Source organism: Escherichia albertii, from assembly GCF_028622335.1.
Lineage (GTDB): Bacteria > Pseudomonadota > Gammaproteobacteria > Enterobacterales > Enterobacteriaceae > Escherichia > Escherichia albertii.
Window position 1 is genome coordinate 3,926,287 of sequence record NZ_CP117568.1, and the last position, 18,213, is coordinate 3,944,499.

Genomic DNA, 18,213 nt, shown 5'->3' on the forward strand with positions numbered 1-18,213 from the left:
GAAATACCAGGGTATTAGATAATGGCGAATATTATTGGGTTAGAATTTGCCCAATTGCCGATGTCGTTTGGAGCAAAATATGAGTGATGACGTAGCACTGCCGCTGGAGTTTACCGACGCAGCAGCCAACAAAGTTAAGAGTCTGATCGCTGATGAAGATAACCCGAATCTGAAGTTACGCGTGTATATCACCGGTGGTGGTTGTAGCGGCTTCCAGTACGGTTTCACCTTTGATGATCAGGTGAATGAAGGCGATATGACTATCGAGAAACAGGGCGTTGGCCTGGTGGTTGACCCAATGAGCCTGCAATATCTGGTGGGTGGTTCCGTTGACTACACCGAAGGTTTGGAAGGTTCGCGCTTCATCGTGAACAACCCGAATGCGAAAAGTACCTGCGGTTGTGGTTCTTCCTTCAGCATTTAACCTACTGATTAATATGCCGGCCAATCTGGTCGGCATATTTTCTTTCTTTAACGTCCGTTATCATCCAGCGCAAATGTCGGCAATTTCAGGCGCCAGCGGATAGCCGCCAGACGAATCAACAGCGTCACCACCATTCCCATCATACTGGCTGTGTCTAACGGCACGGAAAATGTGTAATAAGCCGTAGCGTGGACAATGCCGCCGATAATACAGGCCGTTGCGTAGATCTCTGTGCGGAAAATCATCGGGATTTCACGCGCCAGCACATCGCGGATAATCCCGCCGCCGACGCCCGTAATGACGCCCATACAAACCGCGATCAACGGCCCGGCTTCGGCATTAAAGGCTTTGTTGACGCCAATACCGACGAACACCGCCAGACCAACGGCGTCCAGCACTGGCAACATCCATTTTGGTAAACGTCTTGGCTGGCGCACCAGAACGATAGTCAACATGCTGGTCACCATTGCGACGACCAGATCGGTGGGATCTTTCACCCAAAATACCGGGCCGTGATCCAGCGCCATGTCGCGAATTGTCCCGCCGCCTACTGCGGTAACCACGCCTAATACCAGGACGCCAAAAGGGTCCATACGCAATTTTCCGGCCAGTAAAACGCCGGAGATGGCAAATACCGCTGTGCCGACTATATCCAGCCAATAGACGAGCATTGTTCAATCCCCACTGAGCACCTGAAAAGGTCAGGCGCTAATCCACCTGTGAAAGCGCATTACAGAGTTGTTGTGCAGCGAGGATAATACGTGGGCTTGCACGTTCAAACCAGTCGCTTGTAAGAGGTATGACCGGAATTTTGAGCTGTTCGCCCCAGTATTGTTTGATTTTAGGAATTTGCTCCACTCCGCCAGCGATGACAATGGCTTGCGGGGCGCGTGCTAATACTTGTTCCCGGCTAACCTGCGGCCAGGGAACCCGGCTGTCTTTAAAGATGTTTTCTCCGCCGCAAACATCCAGAATCTGATTCTGAATCGACTCTTTTCCGCTGGTAAATGGTGGATTAATGCCGAACTGTAAGAAAACACGTTTTTTAGGTTTATCAGCGTATTGTGCTTTCAGTTGCGCATATTGTTCCAGCAACGTTTGCGCGGCTTTCCTGGCTTTGTCTGGTTGTGGACTCCAGGAAGCCAGTTGGCGTAATGCATCGGCAATTTGCTCAACGCTTGTTGCATCGACCCACATCACTTTTATGCCCAGCGAAGCCAGCTGGTCAACCTGCCGCTCGGCATTACCTCCACGCCAGGCAATCACCAGATCGGGTTTCAGCGCGACAATGCGTTCCAGATTCATCCCCTGCCAGGTGGAAACTTGCTCAATTTTCTGCGCTTCTGGTGGATAGTCGGAATAGCTACTGACTCCCACCGGGGTGATCCCGGCGGCAAAGGCCAGTTCAGTGTTAGCGGGGGAAAGCGTGATGACGCGCGGCGCGGCGTTGAGCCACAGCGGTACGAGAAAAGACAGGGCGACCAGCGCCCTGAACAGTGACTTAGCCATGAGCCAGTTTCTGCACCAGCGACTCAACCATCAGGCTGGACTGTTTAGCGGCAACCGCCAGGAACTCATCGAAGCTGAGATGAGACTGCTGATCGGCTACGTCGGAGATGGCGCGTACCACCACAAACGGCACGTTAAAATTGTGGCAGACGTGGGCAATAGCTGTTGCTTCCATCTCCACCGCAATGGCCTGTGGGAAGTTGTGGCGGATTTTCGCCAGCGCTACGGAGCCGTTGATGAAAGCGTCGCCGCTGACAATCAGACCGCGCACGGCGTTAAGATTCAGGTCGGCAATGCACGACTCGGCTGCCGCGATCAGTTTATCATCGGCCTTGAAGCCAGCCGGACAGCCAGGTAACTGACCGTATTCATAGCCAAACGCCGTAACATCTGCATCGTGGTAACGTGTTTCGTCAGAGACAACGATATCGCCCACTTTCAGTGTTGGCGCCAGACCACCAGCGGAGCCCGTGTTAATAATCACATCTGGCTTGCAGTGCTCCAGTAGCAGAGTCGCGCCCAGTGCCGCAGCGACTTTACCAATGCCTGATTTAAGTAATGCAACCTCGGTTCCATTCAGTTGGCCGGTGTAGATTTCGCAACCGCCCAGGCTGAGAGTTTGACGGTTTTCGATTTTGTCACGCAGTAGCGTAACTTCTTCTTCCATTGCACCAATGATGCCGATTTTCATAGATTTACTCGCGATAAGCCCGATTTGAAGGCATAGTTTACCATGCGCTTAAGGGGAAGCGTATTTCTCACGCGGGAGAGGACATGGCACAGATTGATTTCCGAAAAAAAATAAACTGGCATCGTCGTTATCGTTCGCCGCAAGGTATTAAAACGGAACATGAAATTCTGCGAATCTTTGAAAGCGATCGTGGACGTATTATCAACTCCCCGGCAATTCGTCGTTTGCAACAAAAGACCCAGGTTTTTCCGCTCGAGCGCAATGCTGCTGTGCGCACGCGTCTTACTCACTCTATGGAAGTACAGCAGGTGGGGCGTTATATCGCCAAAGAGATTTTAAGCCGACTGAAAGAGCTTAAATTGCTGGAGGCGTATGGGCTGGATGAACTGACTGGCCCCTTTGAAAGTATTGTCGAGATGTCATGTTTGATGCACGATATCGGCAATCCTCCGTTCGGTCATTTTGGTGAAGCGGCTATTAATGACTGGTTTCGCCAGCGTTTATTTCCTGGCGATGCCGAAAGCCAGCCGTTGACCGACGATCGTTGTAGTGTAGCCGCGTTGAGATTGAGGGAAGGGGAAGATCCTCTCAACGAACTGCGACGAAAAATTCGTCAGGATTTGTGTCATTTTGAAGGCAATGCGCAAGGTATTCGTCTGGTGCATACACTGATGCGGATGAATCTCACCTGGGCGCAGGTTGGCGGTATTTTAAAATATACCCGCCCGGCGTGGTGGCGTGGCGATACACCTGCGACGCATAACTATTTAATGAAAAAGCCGGGCTATTACCTTTCTGAAGAACGCTATATTACTCGTTTACGTAAAGAACTTAATTTGGCGCTTTACAGTCGTTTCCCATTAACATGGATTATGGAAGCCGCTGACGACATCTCTTATTGTGTCGCCGACCTTGAAGATGCGGTAGAGAAAAGAATATTCACCGTCGAGCAGCTTTATCATCATTTGCATGAGGCGTGGGGCCAGCATGAGAAAGGTTCGCTCTTTGCGCAGGTGGTGGAAAATGCCTGGGAAAAATCACGTTCAAATAGCTTAAGCCACAGCACGGAAGATCAGTTTTTTATGTATTTACGGGTGAATAGCTTAAATAAACTGGTGCCCTATGCTGCGCAACGATTTATCGATAATTTGCCAGAGATATTTGCCGGAACCTTTAATCATGCACTACTGGAGGATGCCAGCGAATGTAGCGATCTTCTGAAGTTATACAAAAATGTCGCTGTAAAACATGTGTTTAGCCATCCAGACGTTGAGCAACTTGAGTTGCAAGGCTACCGGGTAATTAGTGGTTTATTAGAGATATATCGACCTTTGTTAAGTATGTCGTTATCAGATTTTTGCGAACTGGTCGAAAAAGAACGGGTGAAACGCTTTCCAATTGAATCGCGTTTATTCCATAAGCTCTCAACGCGCCATCGACTGGCCTATGTGGAGGCCGTGAGTAAATTACCGCCAGATTCTCCTGAGTATCCGCTATGGGAATATTATTACCGTTGTCGTCTGCTACAGGATTATATTAGCGGTATGACCGACCTCTATGCGTGGGATGAATACCGACGTCTGATGGCGGTAGAACAATAACCAGGCTTTTGTAAAGACGAACAATAAATTTTTACTTTTTGCAGAAACTTTAGTTCGGAACTTCGCGCTATAAAACGAATCTGAAGAACACAGCAATTTTGCGTTATCTGTTAATCGAGACTGAAATACATGAAAAAAACCACATTAGCATTGAGTGCCCTTGCTCTGAGTTTAGGTTTGGCGTTATCTCCGCTCTCTGCGACAGCCGCGGAGACATCTTCTGCAACGTCAGCCCAGCAAATGCCGAGCCTTGCACCGATGCTCGAAAAGGTGATGCCTTCGGTGGTCAGCATTAACGTAGAAGGTAGCACAACCGTGAATACGCCGCGTATGCCGCGTAATTTCCAGCAGTTCTTCGGTGATGATTCCCCGTTCTGTCAGGACGGTTCTCCATTCCAGAGCTCTCCGTTCTGCCAGGGCGGTCAAGGCGGTAATGGCGGCAGCCAACAACAGAAATTTATGGCGCTGGGCTCTGGCGTTATCATTGATGCCGATAAAGGCTATGTCGTCACTAACAACCATGTTGTTGATAACGCGACGGTAATTAAAGTTCAGCTTAGCGATGGTCGTAAGTTTGACGCGAAGATGGTGGGCAAAGATCCGCGCTCTGATATCGCGCTGATCCAGATCCAGAACCCGAAAAACCTGACCGCAATTAAGATGGCGGATTCTGATGCACTGCGTGTCGGTGATTACACCGTAGCAATTGGTAACCCGTTCGGCCTGGGCGAGACAGTAACTTCCGGGATTGTCTCTGCGCTGGGACGTAGCGGCCTGAACGCAGAAAACTACGAAAACTTCATCCAGACGGATGCGGCTATCAACCGGGGTAACTCCGGCGGCGCGCTGGTTAATCTGAATGGTGAACTGATCGGTATCAACACCGCGATCCTTGCACCGGACGGCGGTAACATCGGTATCGGTTTTGCTATCCCGAGCAACATGGTGAAAAACCTGACCTCGCAGATGGTGGAATACGGCCAGGTGAAACGTGGTGAATTGGGTATTATGGGCACTGAGCTGAACTCCGATCTGGCGAAAGCGATGAAAGTTGACGCCCAGCGCGGTGCTTTCGTAAGCCAGGTTCTGCCGAACTCTTCCGCCGCGAAAGCGGGTATTAAAGCGGGTGATGTGATCACCTCACTGAACGGTAAGCCAATCAGCAGCTTTGCCGCACTGCGTGCTCAGGTGGGCACTATGCCGGTAGGCAGCAAACTGACCCTGGGCTTACTGCGCGACGGGAAGCAGGTTAACGTGAACCTGGAACTTCAGCAGAGCAGCCAGAATCAGGTTGATTCCAGCACCATCTTCAACGGCATTGAAGGCGCTGAGATGAGCAACAAAGGCAAAGATCAGGGCGTGGTGGTGAACAACGTGAAAACGGGCACTCCGGCTGCGCAGATCGGCCTGAAGAAAGGTGATGTGATTATTGGCGCGAACCAGCAGGCAGTAAAAAACATCGCTGAACTGCGTAAAGTTCTCGACAGCAAACCGTCTGTTCTGGCGCTGAATATTCAGCGTGGCGACAGCACTATCTATCTGTTAATGCAGTAATCACTCTCAACCCCTTCCTGTTCAGGGAAGGGGTTCTCCTTATAATCTGTGAACTTCTCCACAACTCCATATATCTTCGTCGTCCTTTGGGCGTTTGCACAATGCCGCGCATTCCATACTTCCTTATGCTAAGCCATGCACAACGGAGGGCTTATGGCTGGCTGGCATCTTGATACCAAAATGGCGCAGGATATCGTGGCGCGCACCATGCGCATTATCGATACCAATATTAACGTGATGGACGCACGTGGGCGCATTATCGGCAGCGGCGATCGTGAGCGTATTGGTGAATTGCACGAAGGGGCTTTGTTGGTCCTTTCTCAGGGGCGGGTGGTTGATATTGACGATGCGGTGGCGCGGCATCTTCATGGTGTGCGACAGGGGATTAATCTGCCGTTGCGGTTGGAAGGCGAGATTGTCGGTGTGATCGGCCTGACTGGCGAACCGGAGCATTGGCGCAAGTATGGCGAGCTGGTCTGTATGACAGCGGAAATGATGCTGGAGCAGTCGCGACTGATGCACCTTCTCGCACAGGATAGCCGTTTGCGTGAAGAATTGGTGATGCATCTGATTCAGGCTGAAGAGAATACGCCAGCGTTAACTGAATGGTCACAGCGCCTGGGCATTGATCTTAACCAACCGCGCGTGGTGGCGATTGTCGAGGTCGATAGCGGTCAGCTCGGCGTGGACAGCGCAATGGCGGAGTTACAGCAGTTGCAAAATGCGTTAACCACACCGGAACGCAATAATCTGGTGGCGATAGTCTCGCTGACTGAAATGGTGGTGCTGAAACCGGCGTTGAATCAGTTTGGTCGCTGGGATGCGGAGGAGCATCGTAAGCGAGTAGAACAACTTATCATCCGCATGAAAGAGTATGGCCCGCTGCGTTTTCGCGTGTCACTGGGCAATTATTTTACCGGTGCAGGCAGTATTGCACGCTCTTATCGTACGGCGAAAACAACGATGATGGTGGGCAAACACCGGATGCCGGAAAACCGCTGCTATTTTTATCAGGATCTGATGTTACCAGTGTTGCTCGATAGTTTGCGTGGCGACTGGCAGGCCAATGAATTGGCTCGCCCTCTGGCCCGGCTAAAAGCAATGGATAATAACGGCTTGTTGCGGCGGACATTGGCAGCATGGTTTCGTCATAATGTGCAACCGTCGGCAACCTCAAAGGCGCTGTTTATCCATCGTAATACCCTGGAGTATCGGCTTAATCGTATCTCGGAACTGACCAGGCTGGATTTGGGCAATTTTGATGACAGACTGTTGCTGTATGTGGCGTTACAACTGGATGAAGAGCAGTAGGTCCATGACAGAATTTAAGCCGGGTGATATGTTACCCGGCTCCTGGAATGACATCATTTACGCGTCAGTTTTTCCAGATCGGCTTCAATCTCGCTGATCTTATTGGTTACTACCGATTCAAGATGGCGTAAATCGTCGAGGATTTTACGTTTTAGATCAACTTCGCTTCGGTCGCGCTGGCAGATTTGATCAAGCTCATCAATGATATATCGCAGATTCGGGCTGATCTCCTGAACCTCCTTATAACCCTGACCCACGCCATCGGCGACCACCGTTTTGCGCTGGCGCGGATATTTAAACTTCACGCTCTTAGCGAAAAACTCGCCTTTGTCTTTCTGGAAATAGATTTTCAGAATATCGTTGTTGGCTTCCTGCCGGAGGCTGTAACGATCAATTTCTTCAGGATTGGTAATACCCAGACTTTTCAGATTGTCGTACATAGCGTTACCTCAAAATGAGTCAGTAAATTGTGCTTATCTTAGCATTTGTCCTGGCCCGACCGGCTCGACGGCGATCGCAGAAAGCCTTTTTCCAGACTTCTATCATGGCGTAAAAATTAAAAAATTACCTGCTTTATTCTGATAAGAGAATTCGCTTTCTACACCAGCTCCAGTATCGTTACTTCCGGGCGGCAATTCAGACGCAAGCCATACAAACTTCCGACACCCCGAGTCGTGTAAATTTGTCGCTCACCAAAGGCGTTTAAACCAGCGGTGTAGCGTTTATCTTCTACGGGCGCAAAAGGTTCGCCAACCAACGGTATGTGTATCTGACCGCCGTGAGTATGACCGCAGAGCATCAGATCCCACGCTTCATCACGCATGACTTCTTTGCTATCTGGATTATGCGCCAGCACCAGTCGTGACAGACCAGCTTCGCTGGTGGGAGGCGGTTTGCATTGTCCGGCCCATAAATCACCAGTGCCAACCAGTTCAAATTGCTGCTTCTGAGCGGAGATTAGCGTAGCTTCGTTAAATAACACCGTGATCCCCGCCGATTTTAACGCCTCGCCAATTACGCGATTTTTCTCCGTTCCCACGGGGTGATCGTGGTTGCCATAAATAGCGAACGTGGGTGCACGCTTGGCTAATGGCGAGAGTACGTCACTGAACGCTGGAAAATTCAGCGGCATATCAAATAATACGTAATCGCCGCCCAGCAAAATCAAGTCAGGTTTTTGTGCTATGCCAAGGTTAATGGCTTCTGAAATTAAGGTCAGCGGAACAAAGCGGGAATAATGGAGGTCGGCAAGAAAAAGAATTTTAAAAGACTGAGATTTGTCTTTAAAAAAGGCGATGCGGTGATGGGTTAATTCAAGCCAGCCTGGTTCCATGTAATGTATATAACCGAAACCAGATCCCGCAGCTAACGTCGCGGCGGCAACCTGCAACAAACGTCGGCGTGAAATCATTATCTGTCCCTGTAAAAAATCGGGCAGCGTCGTGCTGCCCGTGTTTATCTTTTTAGTCGATGGTACGCAGCAGTTCGTTGATGCCGACTTTGCCGCGGGTTTTCGCGTCAACTTTCTTAACGATAACCGCACAATAGAGGCTGTATTTACCATCTTTCGATGGCAGATTGCCAGAAACAACCACAGAACCCGCTGGAACGCGGCCGTAATGGATTTCGCCAGTTTCACGGTCGTAAATACGGGTGCTTTGACCGATATATACGCCCATGGAAATGACGGAGCCTTCTTCGACGATCACGCCTTCAACGACTTCAGAGCGCGCGCCGATGAAACAGTTATCTTCAATGATGGTTGGGTTAGCCTGCAGCGGCTCCAGTACGCCACCAATGCCAACGCCGCCAGAGAGATGAACGTTTTTACCGATTTGCGCACAGGAACCGACGGTGGCCCAGGTATCAACCATGGTGCCTTCATCAACGTAAGCGCCAATGTTCACGTAAGACGGCATCAGTACGGTGTTACGGGCGATAAATGCCCCCTGACGCACTGCCGCTGGCGGTACTACGCGGAAACCTTCTTTCTGGAAACGCGCTTCGTCGTAGTTAGCGAATTTCATCGGCACTTTATCGAAGTAGCGGCTTTCTGCTCCCTCGATCATCTGATTATCATTTATACGGAAAGAGAGCAGCACCGCTTTTTTCAACCACTGATGCGTCACCCACTGACCGTCGATTTTTTCCGCAACACGCAGTGCGCCGGAATCCAGCATGGCGATCACCTGATTTACCGCCTCGCGGGTAACGGTGTCTGCGTTAGCTGGCGTGATTTCGGCACGGCGTTCAAAAGCGGTTTCAATAATGTTCTGTAACTGCTGCATTGTTAAACTCTTTTCATATCAGTAAACACATTACCCTTTATCGTTTGGATTGAGGGCCTCTGTCAACCGCTGATGCACTTCCTGCTGCAACTCGTTATTAAGCGCACGCCGGTCAGCGGTAGCAATTATGAATAAATCTTCTACTCGTTCGCCAATGGTTGTAATTCGGGCGCCATGAAGCGAAATTCCCAGATCGGCAAAAATTTTCCCCACCCGTGCCAGTAAGCCTGGCTGATCAAGCGCAATCAATTCGAGGAAGGATTTTCGCTCGGTATGCGTCGGCAAAAACGTTACTTCAGTTTCTACAGTAAAGTGACGTAATTTAGCGGGCTGGCGACGCGGCTGCGGTGGTTGCCAGGTGCTTTGTGTCAGTACCTGCTCAAGTCCATAACGAATAACGTCATGGCGATCGGTGGACAGCGGGCTGCCATCCGGCTCAAGAACAATGAAGGTATCCATCGCCATGCCGTCACGGGTAGTGAATATTTGCGCGTCGTGAACGCTTAAGTTACGGCGGTCTAACTCGGCGCATACAGCGGCAAACAGATAGGGGCGGTCCGGGCTCCAGATAAAAATCTCGGTGCCTCCACGCGTAGCCTGCGGGCTAAGCAGTACCAGCGGTTTGCTTAAATCATGCTGCAATAAATGGCGTGCGTGCCAGGCCAGTTGATTTGGGCTATGACGGACAAAATAGTTAGCGCGACAGCGTGACCAGATTTGATGTAGCGCCTCTTCGTCGATGTTATCCATACGCAGCAACGCCAGTGCCTGTAACTGATGATGGCGAACCCGTTCGCGCATATCCGGCGTGTTTTGCATTCCGCGTCGTAGTTGTTTTTCAGTGGCGAAATAGAGTTCGCGTAACAGACTCTGTTTCCAGCTATTCCACAATGTTTCGTTGGTGGCGCATATATCGGCTACCGTCAGGCATACCAGATAACGCAGACGATTTTCCGTTTGCATTTCTTTGGCGAACTGTTTAATCACTTCCGGGTCCTGGATATCGCGACGTTGGGCGGTTACGGACATCAGCAAGTGCTGGCGAACCAGCCAGGCAACCAGTTGCGTTTCACGCGAGTTCAGACCGTGCAGTTCGGCAAAATTCACTACATCTTGCGCCCCGAGAATGGAATGGTCGCCGCCGCGCCCTTTGGCGATATCGTGAAACAATGCAGCAATGAAAATCAGCTCCGGCGACGGCAGGCGTGGCCAGACATCCACACACAACGGATGGCGCTGGCGCGTTTCTTCACTGGCAAAAGTCTCCAGTTTCAACATCACGCGAACAGTATGTTCATCCACCGTGTACGCGTGAAACAGGTCAAACTGCATTTGCCCGACAATATGTGACCATTGCGGCATATAAGCGCCTAATACGCTGTGACGATGCATCGGCAACAGCCCGCGACGCACCGCGCCGGGGTGACGAAGAATGCTTAAAAACAGTTTTCGCGCTTCTGGAATATGGCAAAGCGGTTGTTGCAGATGGCGACGGGCATGGCGTAACTGGCGCAGTGTAGTGGAGTAAATACCGGTGATCGCACTATTGCGCACCATGGTATAGAACATTCGCAGGATGGCTTCCGGCTGGCGCATAAACAGCGTTTCATCGCGCAGGTCGATAAGTGTACCGCGTAGCTGAAATTCATCGTCAATCGGACGGGGTTTTTCGTCAGCGGGGAGCGCGAGAATAGCTTCATCGAACAGTTGCAGCAGCATTTGGTTGAGCTCGCTGACGCGACGCGTAACACGGAAGTAATCCTTCATCATCCGCTCGACTGGTTCGTTGCCTTCACCACTGTAATTCAGGCGCTGGGCGACGCTAAGCTGGCGATCGAATAACAGGCGATTATCGTAACGACTGACGACCAGATGCAGGGCAAAGCGAATACGCCACAAGATATGTAGACACTCGTTTAATTCCGCCCGTTCCGCTGAGGTTAAGAAGCCAAATCCAACCATCTCATCCAGCGAGGTCGCGCCAAAATGACGGCGGGCAACCCATTGCAGAGTGTGGATATCGCGCAAGCCGCCGGGGCTGCTTTTGATGTCTGGCTCAAGGTTGTAGCTGGTGCCGTGGTAACGCTGATGGCGCTGGTTCTGTTCTTCAACTTTCGCTGCGTAGAACTTGTCGGAAGGCCAGAATCCTTCGCTGAAAATATGTTTTTGCAGTTCGAGGAATAACGCAACATCGCCAATTAATAAGCGAGATTCAATTAAGTTTGTGGCGACGGTTAAATCCGATAACCCTTCCAGCATGCACTCTTCAAGCGTGCGCACGCTATGACCGACTTCCAGCTTTACATCCCACAGCAGCGTTAACAGCTCGCCCACTTTTTGCGCCTGCTCATCCGGGAGTCTCTTACGGCTCAAAATTAGCAAATCGACGTCTGAAAGCGGATGCAGCTCGCCACGACCATAGCCACCGACGGCGACCAGCGCCAGATCGGCAATTTGACTGAACCCTGCTTCAATCCACAACCGTTGCAGGAGTTGGTCGATAAATTCAGTACGCGCTTCAATTAACTGTTCTGCGGAGATACCGCTGTTAAAAGCCTCGCCCAGCCAACGCTGAAAAGTATCGATACGGGCTTTTATCCCACAAACGGTTAATTCGTCACGAGGCCAGACACACGGATTCTGCGGTTGGCCGGGAAGGGTGGGGAGAGCGGTGTTTGCGTGCTGTTCTGGAAGGGTATTCATCGTGCGCCACCCATAAGATTAAATTATCGCATTAAAAAAGCCGGCATTTGCCGGCTTCCTCTTATTCGTTGTGCGAGATTATCGCCGGGATGGTGTCATCCTTGCGTAGTGTCAGAATTTCGCAGCCGTTATCGGTCACCACAATAGTATGCTCGTATTGTGCAGACAAGCTGCGATCTTTGGTTTTTACCGTCCAGCCATCTTTCATGGTGCGGATCTCTTTTTTACCCGCGTTGACCATTGGCTCGATGGTGAACGTCATCCCCGGTTTCAGCACGACGTTGGTTTCTGGAGAGTCATAGTGCAGCACCTGCGGTTCTTCGTGGAAGCCGCGACCAATACCGTGTCCGCAATATTCACGAACGACGGAGAAACCTTCAGCTTCGACAAATTTCTGAATCGCCGCACCGATTTCGCGCAGATTGATGCCTGGTTTCACCATTCGCAGTGCCAGGTACAGGCTTTCTTGCGTCACGCGACACAGGCGTTCGCCCATGATGGTCGGCTTACCGACGATAAACATTTTCGAGGTGTCGCCATGGAAACCATCTTTGATTACGGTAACGTCGATGTTAACGATATCGCCATCTTTCAGCAGTTTGGCGTCGTCCGGGATACCGTGGCATACCACTTCATTAATAGAGATGCACACGGATTTCGGATAACCGTGGTAGCCGAGGCAGGCAGAAACCGCGTGTTGTTCATTAACAATGTAATCATTACAGATGCGATCCAGCTCGCCGGTGCTGATGCCCGGTTTAACGTATGGTTCGATCATCTCCAGCACTTCGGCAGCCAGGCGGCCAGCGACGCGCATTTTTTCGATATCTTCAGGGGTCTTGATTGAGATAGCCATTAATTCTGTCCATCAGCGTCGGTGATACCGACAATATATATGTAAGTGCCGTCAATGGTATCACACCCGGGCAAATTGAGAATCATTCTGAATTTCGCCAAACGTGCCACTGAACGTTTTCTATAATAGAAAGTTCACCATCTGATGCTGTACACCACGCCAACAATTATTGGAGTCCGCGGCGTATTTGTGGTATAAAGCGCGCCGGACTTCCGATCTATTTCGTATACACAGACTGGACGGAAGCGACAATCTCACTTTGTGTAACAACACACACGTATCGGCACATATTCCGGGGTGCCCTTTGGGGTCGGTAATATGGGATACGTGGAGGCATAACCCCAACTTTTATATAGAGGTTTTAATCATGGCAACTGTTTCCATGCGCGACATGCTCAAGGCTGGTGTTCACTTCGGTCACCAGACTCGTTACTGGAACCCGAAAATGAAGCCGTTCATCTTCGGTGCGCGTAACAAAGTTCACATCATCAACCTTGAGAAAACTGTACCGATGTTCAACGAAGCTCTGGCTGAACTGAACAAGATTGCTTCTCGCAAAGGTAAAATCCTTTTCGTTGGTACTAAACGCGCTGCAAGCGAAGCGGTGAAAGACGCTGCTCTGAGCTGCGACCAGTTCTTCGTGAACCATCGCTGGCTGGGCGGTATGCTGACTAACTGGAAAACCGTTCGTCAGTCCATCAAACGTCTGAAAGACCTGGAAACTCAGTCTCAGGACGGTACTTTCGACAAGCTGACCAAGAAAGAAGCGCTGATGCGCACTCGTGAGCTGGAGAAACTGGAAAACAGCCTGGGCGGTATCAAAGACATGGGCGGTCTGCCGGACGCTCTGTTTGTAATCGATGCTGACCACGAACACATTGCTATCAAAGAAGCAAACAACCTGGGTATTCCTGTATTTGCTATCGTTGATACCAACTCTGATCCGGACGGTGTTGACTTCGTTATCCCGGGTAACGACGACGCAATCCGTGCTGTGACCCTGTACCTGGGCGCTGTTGCTGCAACCGTACGTGAAGGCCGTTCTCAGGATCTGGCTTCTCAGGCGGAAGAAAGCTTCGTAGAAGCTGAGTAATAAGGCTTGATAACTCCCCCAAAATAGTTCGAGTTGCAGAAAGGCGGCAGGCTCGAGAATTCCCGGGAGCTTACATCAGTAAGTGAGCGGGATGAGCGAGCGAAGACAACGTATCTGCGGCGCGAAAGATGAAGGGGGAGAGCCCTTATAGACCAGGTAGTACACGTTTGGTTAGGGGGCCTGCATATGGCCCCCTTTTTCACTTTTATATCTGTGCGGTTTAATGCCGGGCAGATCACATCTCCGAGGATTTTAGAATGGCTGAAATTACCGCATCCCTGGTAAAAGAGCTGCGTGAGCGTACTGGCGCAGGCATGATGGATTGCAAAAAAGCACTGACTGAAGCTAACGGCGACATCGAGCTGGCAATCGAAAACATGCGTAAGTCCGGTGCTATTAAAGCAGCGAAAAAAGCAGGCAACGTTGCTGCTGACGGCGTGATCAAAACCAAAATCGACGGCAACTACGGCATCATTCTGGAAGTGAACTGCCAGACTGACTTCGTAGCAAAAGACGCTGGTTTCCAGGCGTTCGCAGACAAAGTTCTGGACGCAGCTGTTGCTGGCAAAATTACAGACGTTGAAGTTCTGAAAGCTCAGTTCGAAGAAGAGCGTGTTGCACTGGTTGCGAAAATCGGTGAAAACATCAACATTCGCCGTGTTGCTGCACTGGAAGGCGATGTTCTGGGGTCTTATCAGCACGGTGCGCGTATCGGCGTTCTGGTTGCTGCTAAAGGCGCTGACGAAGAGCTGGTTAAACACATCGCTATGCACGTTGCTGCCAGCAAGCCAGAATTCATCAAGCCGGAAGACGTATCCGCTGAAGTGGTAGAGAAAGAATACCAGGTTCAGCTGGACATCGCGATGCAGTCTGGTAAGCCGAAAGAAATCGCAGAGAAAATGGTTGAAGGCCGCATGAAGAAATTCACCGGCGAAGTTTCTCTGACCGGTCAGCCGTTCGTTATGGAACCGGCAAAAACTGTTGGTCAGCTGCTGAAAGAGCATAACGCTGAAGTGACTGGTTTCATCCGCTTCGAAGTGGGTGAAGGCATCGAGAAAGTTGAGACTGACTTTGCAGCAGAAGTTGCTGCGATGTCCAAGCAGTCTTAATTATCGAAAAGGAGCCGCCTGAGGGCGGCTTCTTTTTGCGCCCATCTTGTAAATTCAGCTAACCCTTATGGGGCAGCGCTGAAAAGCGACATACAATGTCGTCGGTATTAATTCATTTCAATCGTTGACAGTCTCAGGAAAGAAACATGGCTACCAATGCAAAACCCGTCTATAAACGCATTCTGCTTAAGTTGAGTGGCGAAGCTCTGCAGGGCACGGAAGGCTTCGGTATTGATGCAAGCATACTGGATCGCATGGCTCAGGAAATCAAAGAACTGGTTGAACTGGGTGTTCAGGTTGGTGTGGTGATTGGTGGGGGTAACCTGTTCCGTGGCGCTGGTCTGGCGAAAGCGGGTATGAACCGCGTTGTGGGCGACCACATGGGCATGCTGGCTACTGTTATGAACGGTCTGGCAATGCGTGATGCGCTGCACCGCGCCTATGTGAACGCTCGTCTGATGTCTGCTATTCCATTGAATGGCGTGTGCGACAGCTATAGCTGGGCAGAAGCCATCAGCCTGTTGCGTAACAACCGTGTGGTGATTCTCTCCGCCGGTACGGGCAACCCATTCTTTACCACCGACTCTGCTGCTTGTCTGCGTGGTATTGAAATTGAAGCCGACGTGGTACTGAAAGCGACCAAAGTTGATGGCGTGTTTACCGCTGACCCGGCGAAAGATCCAACTGCAACTATGTACGAGCAGTTGACCTACAGCGAAGTGCTGGAAAAAGAGCTGAAAGTGATGGACCTGGCTGCCTTTACGCTGGCTCGTGACCACAAATTGCCGATTCGTGTTTTCAACATGAATAAACCGGGTGCGCTGCGCCGTGTGGTAATGGGTGAAAAAGAAGGGACTTTAATCACGGAATAATTCCCGTGATGGATAAATAAGGGTAAGATTCCGCGTAAGTATCGCGGGGCGTAAGTCTGATTATAAGGTGTTATTGTTGCAGGCAGTTTGGTCACGGCCAGCGCGCAGCAAACAAAAGTACGTGAGGATTATGCGTTCTTCGGGTCGCCCTGAAGGGCGTTCAACATTCTTAAGCGTTTTGTGCGAGCACAGCCTGGGGCCAAAATGGCAAATAAAATAGCCTAATAATCCAGACGATTACCCGTAATATGTTTAATCAGGGCTATACTTAGCACACTTCCACTGTGTGTGACTGTCTGGTCTGACTGAGACAAGTTTTCAAGGATTCGTAACGTGATTAGCGATATCAGAAAAGATGCTGAAGTACGCATGGACAAATGCGTAGAAGCGTTCAAAACCCAAATCAGCAAAATACGCACGGGTCGTGCTTCTCCCAGCCTGCTGGATGGCATTGTCGTGGAATATTACGGCACGCCGACGCCGCTGCGTCAGCTGGCAAGCGTAACGGTAGAAGATTCCCGTACTCTGAAAATCAACGTGTTTGATCGTTCAATGTCTGCGGCCGTTGAAAAAGCGATTATGGCGTCCGATCTCGGCCTGAACCCGAACTCTGCGGGTAGCGACATTCGTGTTCCGCTGCCGCCGCTGACGGAAGAACGTCGTAAAGATCTGACCAAAATCGTTCGTGGTGAAGCAGAACAAGCGCGTGTTGCAGTCCGTAACGTGCGCCGTGACGCGAACGACAAAGTGAAAGCACTGTTGAAAGAAAAAGAGATCAGCGAAGATGACGATCGCCGTTCTCAGGATGATGTACAGAAACTGACTGATGCTGCAATCAAGAAAATTGAAGCGGCGCTGGCAGACAAAGAAGCAGAACTGATGCAGTTCTGATTTCTTACACGACAAAAACGCCGCTCAGTAGATCCTTGCGGATCGGCTGGCGGCGTTTTGCTTTTTATTCTGTCTCAACGTTGGATGTTTCATGAAGCAACTCACCATTCTGGGCTCAACCGGCTCGATTGGTTGCAGCACGCTGGACGTGGTGCGCCATAATCCCGAACACTTCCGCGTAGTTGCGCTGGTGGCAGGCAAAAATGTCACTCGTATGGTAGAACAGTGCCTGGAATTCTCTCCGCGCTATGCCGTAATGGATGATGAGGCGAGTGCAAATCTTCTCAAAACGACGCTCCGACAACACGGTAGCCGCACCGAAGTCTTAAGCGGCCAGCAAGCAGCCTGCGATATGGCGGCGCTTGAGGATGTTGATCAAGTGATGGCGGCGATTGTTGGCGCAGCGGGATTACTTCCTACACTTGCAGCCATCCGCGCGGGTAAAACTATTTTGCTGGCAAACAAGGAATCATTGGTTACCTGCGGACGTCTGTTTATGGACGCGGTAAAACAATGTAAAGCTCAACTTTTGCCTGTCGATAGCGAACATAACGCTATTTTTCAGAGTTTACCGCAACCTATCCAGCATAATCTGGGATACGCTGACCTTGCGCAAAATGGGGTGGTGTCCATTTTACTTACCGGGTCTGGTGGCCCTTTCCGTGAGACGCTATTGTGCGAACTGGCAACAATGACGCCCGATCAAGCCTGCCGTCATCCAAACTGGTCGATGGGACGTAAAATCTCCGTCGATTCGGCGACCATGATGAACAAAGGTCTCGAGTACATTGAAGCGCGTTGGTTGTTTAACGCCAGCGCCAGCCAGATGGAAGTGCTGCTTCACCCGCAGTCAGTGATTCACTCTATGGTGCGTTATCAGGATGGTAGTGTTCTGGCGCAACTGGGAGAACCTGACATGCGCACGCCAATTGCCCACACCATGGCATGGCCGAATCGTGTGAATTCTGGCGTGAAGCCGCTCGATTTTTGCAAGCTGAGCGCATTGACATTTGCCGCACCGGATTATGAGCGTTATCCGTGCCTGAAACTGGCTATGGAAGCGTTTGAACAAGGCCAGGCAGCGACCACCGCATTAAATGCCGCAAACGAAATCACCGTTGCAGCATTTCTTGCGCAACAAATCCGCTTTACGGATATCGCTGCGTTGAATTTATCCGTTCTGGAAAAAATGGATCTGCGCGAACCGCAATGTGTGGAAGATGTGTTGTCTGTCGATGCCAGTGCGCGTGATGTCGCCAGAAAAGAGGTGATGCGTCTCGCAAGCTGAGGATAATCCGGCTACAGAGAGTC

The 18,213-nt window shown here is 50.7% G+C and carries 18 protein-coding genes; 10 read left to right on the forward strand and 8 right to left on the reverse strand.

Features of this window, described 5'->3' with window-relative positions:
* The first annotated feature begins 21 nt into the window (after positions 1-21).
* Positions 22-87 (forward strand): small protein YadW, encoded by a 66-nt coding sequence (gene yadW, locus PS053_RS18965; protein WP_123057734.1) that lies wholly within the window; start codon positions 22-24, stop codon positions 85-87.
* Positions 80-424, forward strand: coding sequence for an iron-sulfur cluster insertion protein ErpA (gene erpA, locus PS053_RS18970; protein WP_002430292.1), 345 nt, complete (start codon positions 80-82; stop codon positions 422-424). The genes yadW and erpA overlap by 8 nt, the downstream gene beginning before the upstream one ends.
* A gap of 47 nt (positions 425-471) precedes the next feature.
* On the opposite strand, the gene PS053_RS18975 is transcribed toward erpA, so the two are convergent.
* The 3 genes from PS053_RS18975 to mtnN are packed head-to-tail and all read right to left on the reverse strand — an operon-like array spanning position 472 to position 2,624.
* The gene (locus PS053_RS18975) at positions 472-1,095 is read right to left on the reverse strand and encodes a TRIC cation channel family protein (RefSeq protein ID WP_000964217.1); all 624 of its coding nucleotides are present in this window, start codon (positions 1,093-1,095) and stop codon (positions 472-474) included.
* A 37-nt stretch (positions 1,096-1,132) separates the two neighbouring features.
* Positions 1,133-1,933 carry a vitamin B12 ABC transporter substrate-binding protein BtuF gene (btuF, locus tag PS053_RS18980; RefSeq protein ID WP_025237618.1) on the reverse strand — a complete coding sequence of 267 codons (801 nt, stop codon included), beginning with the start codon at positions 1,931-1,933 and terminating at the stop codon, positions 1,133-1,135.
* Positions 1,926-2,624 (reverse strand): 5'-methylthioadenosine/S-adenosylhomocysteine nucleosidase, encoded by a 699-nt coding sequence (mtnN, locus tag PS053_RS18985; protein ID WP_000689857.1) that lies wholly within the window; start codon positions 2,622-2,624, stop codon positions 1,926-1,928. Before mtnN ends, btuF begins: the two co-directional genes overlap by 8 nt.
* Positions 2,625-2,707: 83 nt before the next feature.
* Here mtnN and dgt point away from each other — a divergent pair, with 83 nt between their 5' ends.
* From dgt to cdaR, 3 genes are all read left to right on the forward strand, one after another.
* Complete coding sequence (gene dgt, locus PS053_RS18990; RefSeq protein ID WP_025237616.1) at positions 2,708-4,225, forward strand: dGTPase; 1,518 nt, start codon at positions 2,708-2,710, stop codon at positions 4,223-4,225.
* A gap of 129 nt (positions 4,226-4,354) precedes the next feature.
* On the forward strand, positions 4,355-5,779 hold the full coding sequence (degP, locus tag PS053_RS18995; protein WP_000753933.1) for a serine endoprotease DegP: 1,425 nt from the start codon (positions 4,355-4,357) through the stop codon (positions 5,777-5,779).
* 153 nt (positions 5,780-5,932) lie between these two features.
* Positions 5,933-7,090 (forward strand): DNA-binding transcriptional regulator CdaR, encoded by a 1,158-nt coding sequence (cdaR, locus tag PS053_RS19000; protein ID WP_025237615.1) that lies wholly within the window; start codon positions 5,933-5,935, stop codon positions 7,088-7,090.
* A gap of 53 nt (positions 7,091-7,143) precedes the next feature.
* Here the strand turns inward: cdaR and PS053_RS19005 are convergent, their stop codons facing one another.
* The 5 genes from PS053_RS19005 to map all read right to left on the reverse strand — a co-directional run bounded on the left by PS053_RS19005 (position 7,144) and on the right by map (position 12,937).
* Positions 7,144-7,530, reverse strand: coding sequence for a DUF3461 family protein (locus PS053_RS19005; protein WP_000272188.1), 387 nt, complete (start codon positions 7,528-7,530; stop codon positions 7,144-7,146).
* Between the two features lie 158 nt (positions 7,531-7,688).
* Positions 7,689-8,501 carry a phosphodiesterase YaeI gene (yaeI, locus tag PS053_RS19010; protein WP_025237614.1) on the reverse strand — a complete coding sequence of 271 codons (813 nt, stop codon included), beginning with the start codon at positions 8,499-8,501 and terminating at the stop codon, positions 7,689-7,691.
* 52 nt (positions 8,502-8,553) lie between these two features.
* Positions 8,554-9,378, reverse strand: a complete 825-nt coding sequence (gene dapD, locus PS053_RS19015) for a 2,3,4,5-tetrahydropyridine-2,6-dicarboxylate N-succinyltransferase (protein ID WP_001186660.1) — start codon at positions 9,376-9,378, stop codon at positions 8,554-8,556.
* Between the two features lie 30 nt (positions 9,379-9,408).
* Positions 9,409-12,081, reverse strand: a complete 2,673-nt coding sequence (gene glnD, locus PS053_RS19020) for a bifunctional uridylyltransferase/uridylyl-removing protein GlnD (RefSeq protein WP_256878677.1) — start codon at positions 12,079-12,081, stop codon at positions 9,409-9,411.
* Positions 12,082-12,142: 61 nt separating this feature from the next.
* Entirely contained in the window at positions 12,143-12,937 is a 795-nt protein-coding gene (gene map / locus PS053_RS19025; protein ID WP_059227835.1) for a type I methionyl aminopeptidase, read from the reverse strand.
* Between the two features lie 367 nt (positions 12,938-13,304).
* Here map and rpsB point away from each other — a divergent pair, with 367 nt between their 5' ends.
* The 5 genes from rpsB (at position 13,305) to ispC (ending at position 18,190) form a co-directional block, all read left to right on the forward strand.
* Positions 13,305-14,030: a 30S ribosomal protein S2 gene (gene rpsB, locus PS053_RS19030; protein ID WP_000246882.1), complete on the forward strand. Its 726-nt coding sequence runs from the start codon at positions 13,305-13,307 to the stop codon at positions 14,028-14,030.
* A gap of 257 nt (positions 14,031-14,287) precedes the next feature.
* Positions 14,288-15,139: a translation elongation factor Ts gene (gene tsf / locus PS053_RS19035; RefSeq protein WP_000818112.1), complete on the forward strand. Its 852-nt coding sequence runs from the start codon at positions 14,288-14,290 to the stop codon at positions 15,137-15,139.
* 146 nt (positions 15,140-15,285) lie between these two features.
* The gene (gene pyrH, locus PS053_RS19040) at positions 15,286-16,011 is read left to right on the forward strand and encodes a UMP kinase (protein WP_000224577.1); all 726 of its coding nucleotides are present in this window, start codon (positions 15,286-15,288) and stop codon (positions 16,009-16,011) included.
* Positions 16,012-16,344: 333 nt separating this feature from the next.
* Entirely contained in the window at positions 16,345-16,902 is a 558-nt protein-coding gene (frr, locus tag PS053_RS19045; RefSeq protein ID WP_000622416.1) for a ribosome recycling factor, read from the forward strand.
* A gap of 91 nt (positions 16,903-16,993) precedes the next feature.
* Positions 16,994-18,190, forward strand: a complete 1,197-nt coding sequence (gene ispC / locus PS053_RS19050) for a 1-deoxy-D-xylulose-5-phosphate reductoisomerase (protein WP_256878676.1) — start codon at positions 16,994-16,996, stop codon at positions 18,188-18,190.
* Positions 18,191-18,213: the final 23 nt, after the last annotated feature.

Bases quoted from the DNA above. Each gene is read 5' to 3' on its own strand.
- erpA (WP_002430292.1), top strand. From the start codon at position 80: ATGAGTGATGACGTAGCACTGCCGCTGGAGTTTACCGACGCAGCAGCC.
- PS053_RS18975 (WP_000964217.1), bottom strand. From the start codon at position 1,095: ATGCTCGTCTATTGGCTGGATATAGTCGGCACAGCGGTATTTGCCATC.
- btuF (WP_025237618.1), bottom strand. From the start codon at position 1,933: ATGGCTAAGTCACTGTTCAGGGCGCTGGTCGCCCTGTCTTTTCTCGTA.
- mtnN (WP_000689857.1), bottom strand. From the start codon at position 2,624: ATGAAAATCGGCATCATTGGTGCAATGGAAGAAGAAGTTACGCTACTG.
- dgt (WP_025237616.1), top strand. From the start codon at position 2,708: ATGGCACAGATTGATTTCCGAAAAAAAATAAACTGGCATCGTCGTTAT.
- degP (WP_000753933.1), top strand. From the start codon at position 4,355: ATGAAAAAAACCACATTAGCATTGAGTGCCCTTGCTCTGAGTTTAGGT.
- cdaR (WP_025237615.1), top strand. From the start codon at position 5,933: ATGGCTGGCTGGCATCTTGATACCAAAATGGCGCAGGATATCGTGGCG.
- PS053_RS19005 (WP_000272188.1), bottom strand. From the start codon at position 7,530: ATGTACGACAATCTGAAAAGTCTGGGTATTACCAATCCTGAAGAAATT.
- yaeI (WP_025237614.1), bottom strand. From the start codon at position 8,501: ATGATTTCACGCCGACGTTTGTTGCAGGTTGCCGCCGCGACGTTAGCT.
- dapD (WP_001186660.1), bottom strand. From the start codon at position 9,378: ATGCAGCAGTTACAGAACATTATTGAAACCGCTTTTGAACGCCGTGCC.
- glnD (WP_256878677.1), bottom strand. From the start codon at position 12,081: ATGAATACCCTTCCAGAACAGCACGCAAACACCGCTCTCCCCACCCTT.
- map (WP_059227835.1), bottom strand. From the start codon at position 12,937: ATGGCTATCTCAATCAAGACCCCTGAAGATATCGAAAAAATGCGCGTC.
- rpsB (WP_000246882.1), top strand. From the start codon at position 13,305: ATGGCAACTGTTTCCATGCGCGACATGCTCAAGGCTGGTGTTCACTTC.
- tsf (WP_000818112.1), top strand. From the start codon at position 14,288: ATGGCTGAAATTACCGCATCCCTGGTAAAAGAGCTGCGTGAGCGTACT.
- pyrH (WP_000224577.1), top strand. From the start codon at position 15,286: ATGGCTACCAATGCAAAACCCGTCTATAAACGCATTCTGCTTAAGTTG.
- ispC (WP_256878676.1), top strand. From the start codon at position 16,994: ATGAAGCAACTCACCATTCTGGGCTCAACCGGCTCGATTGGTTGCAGC.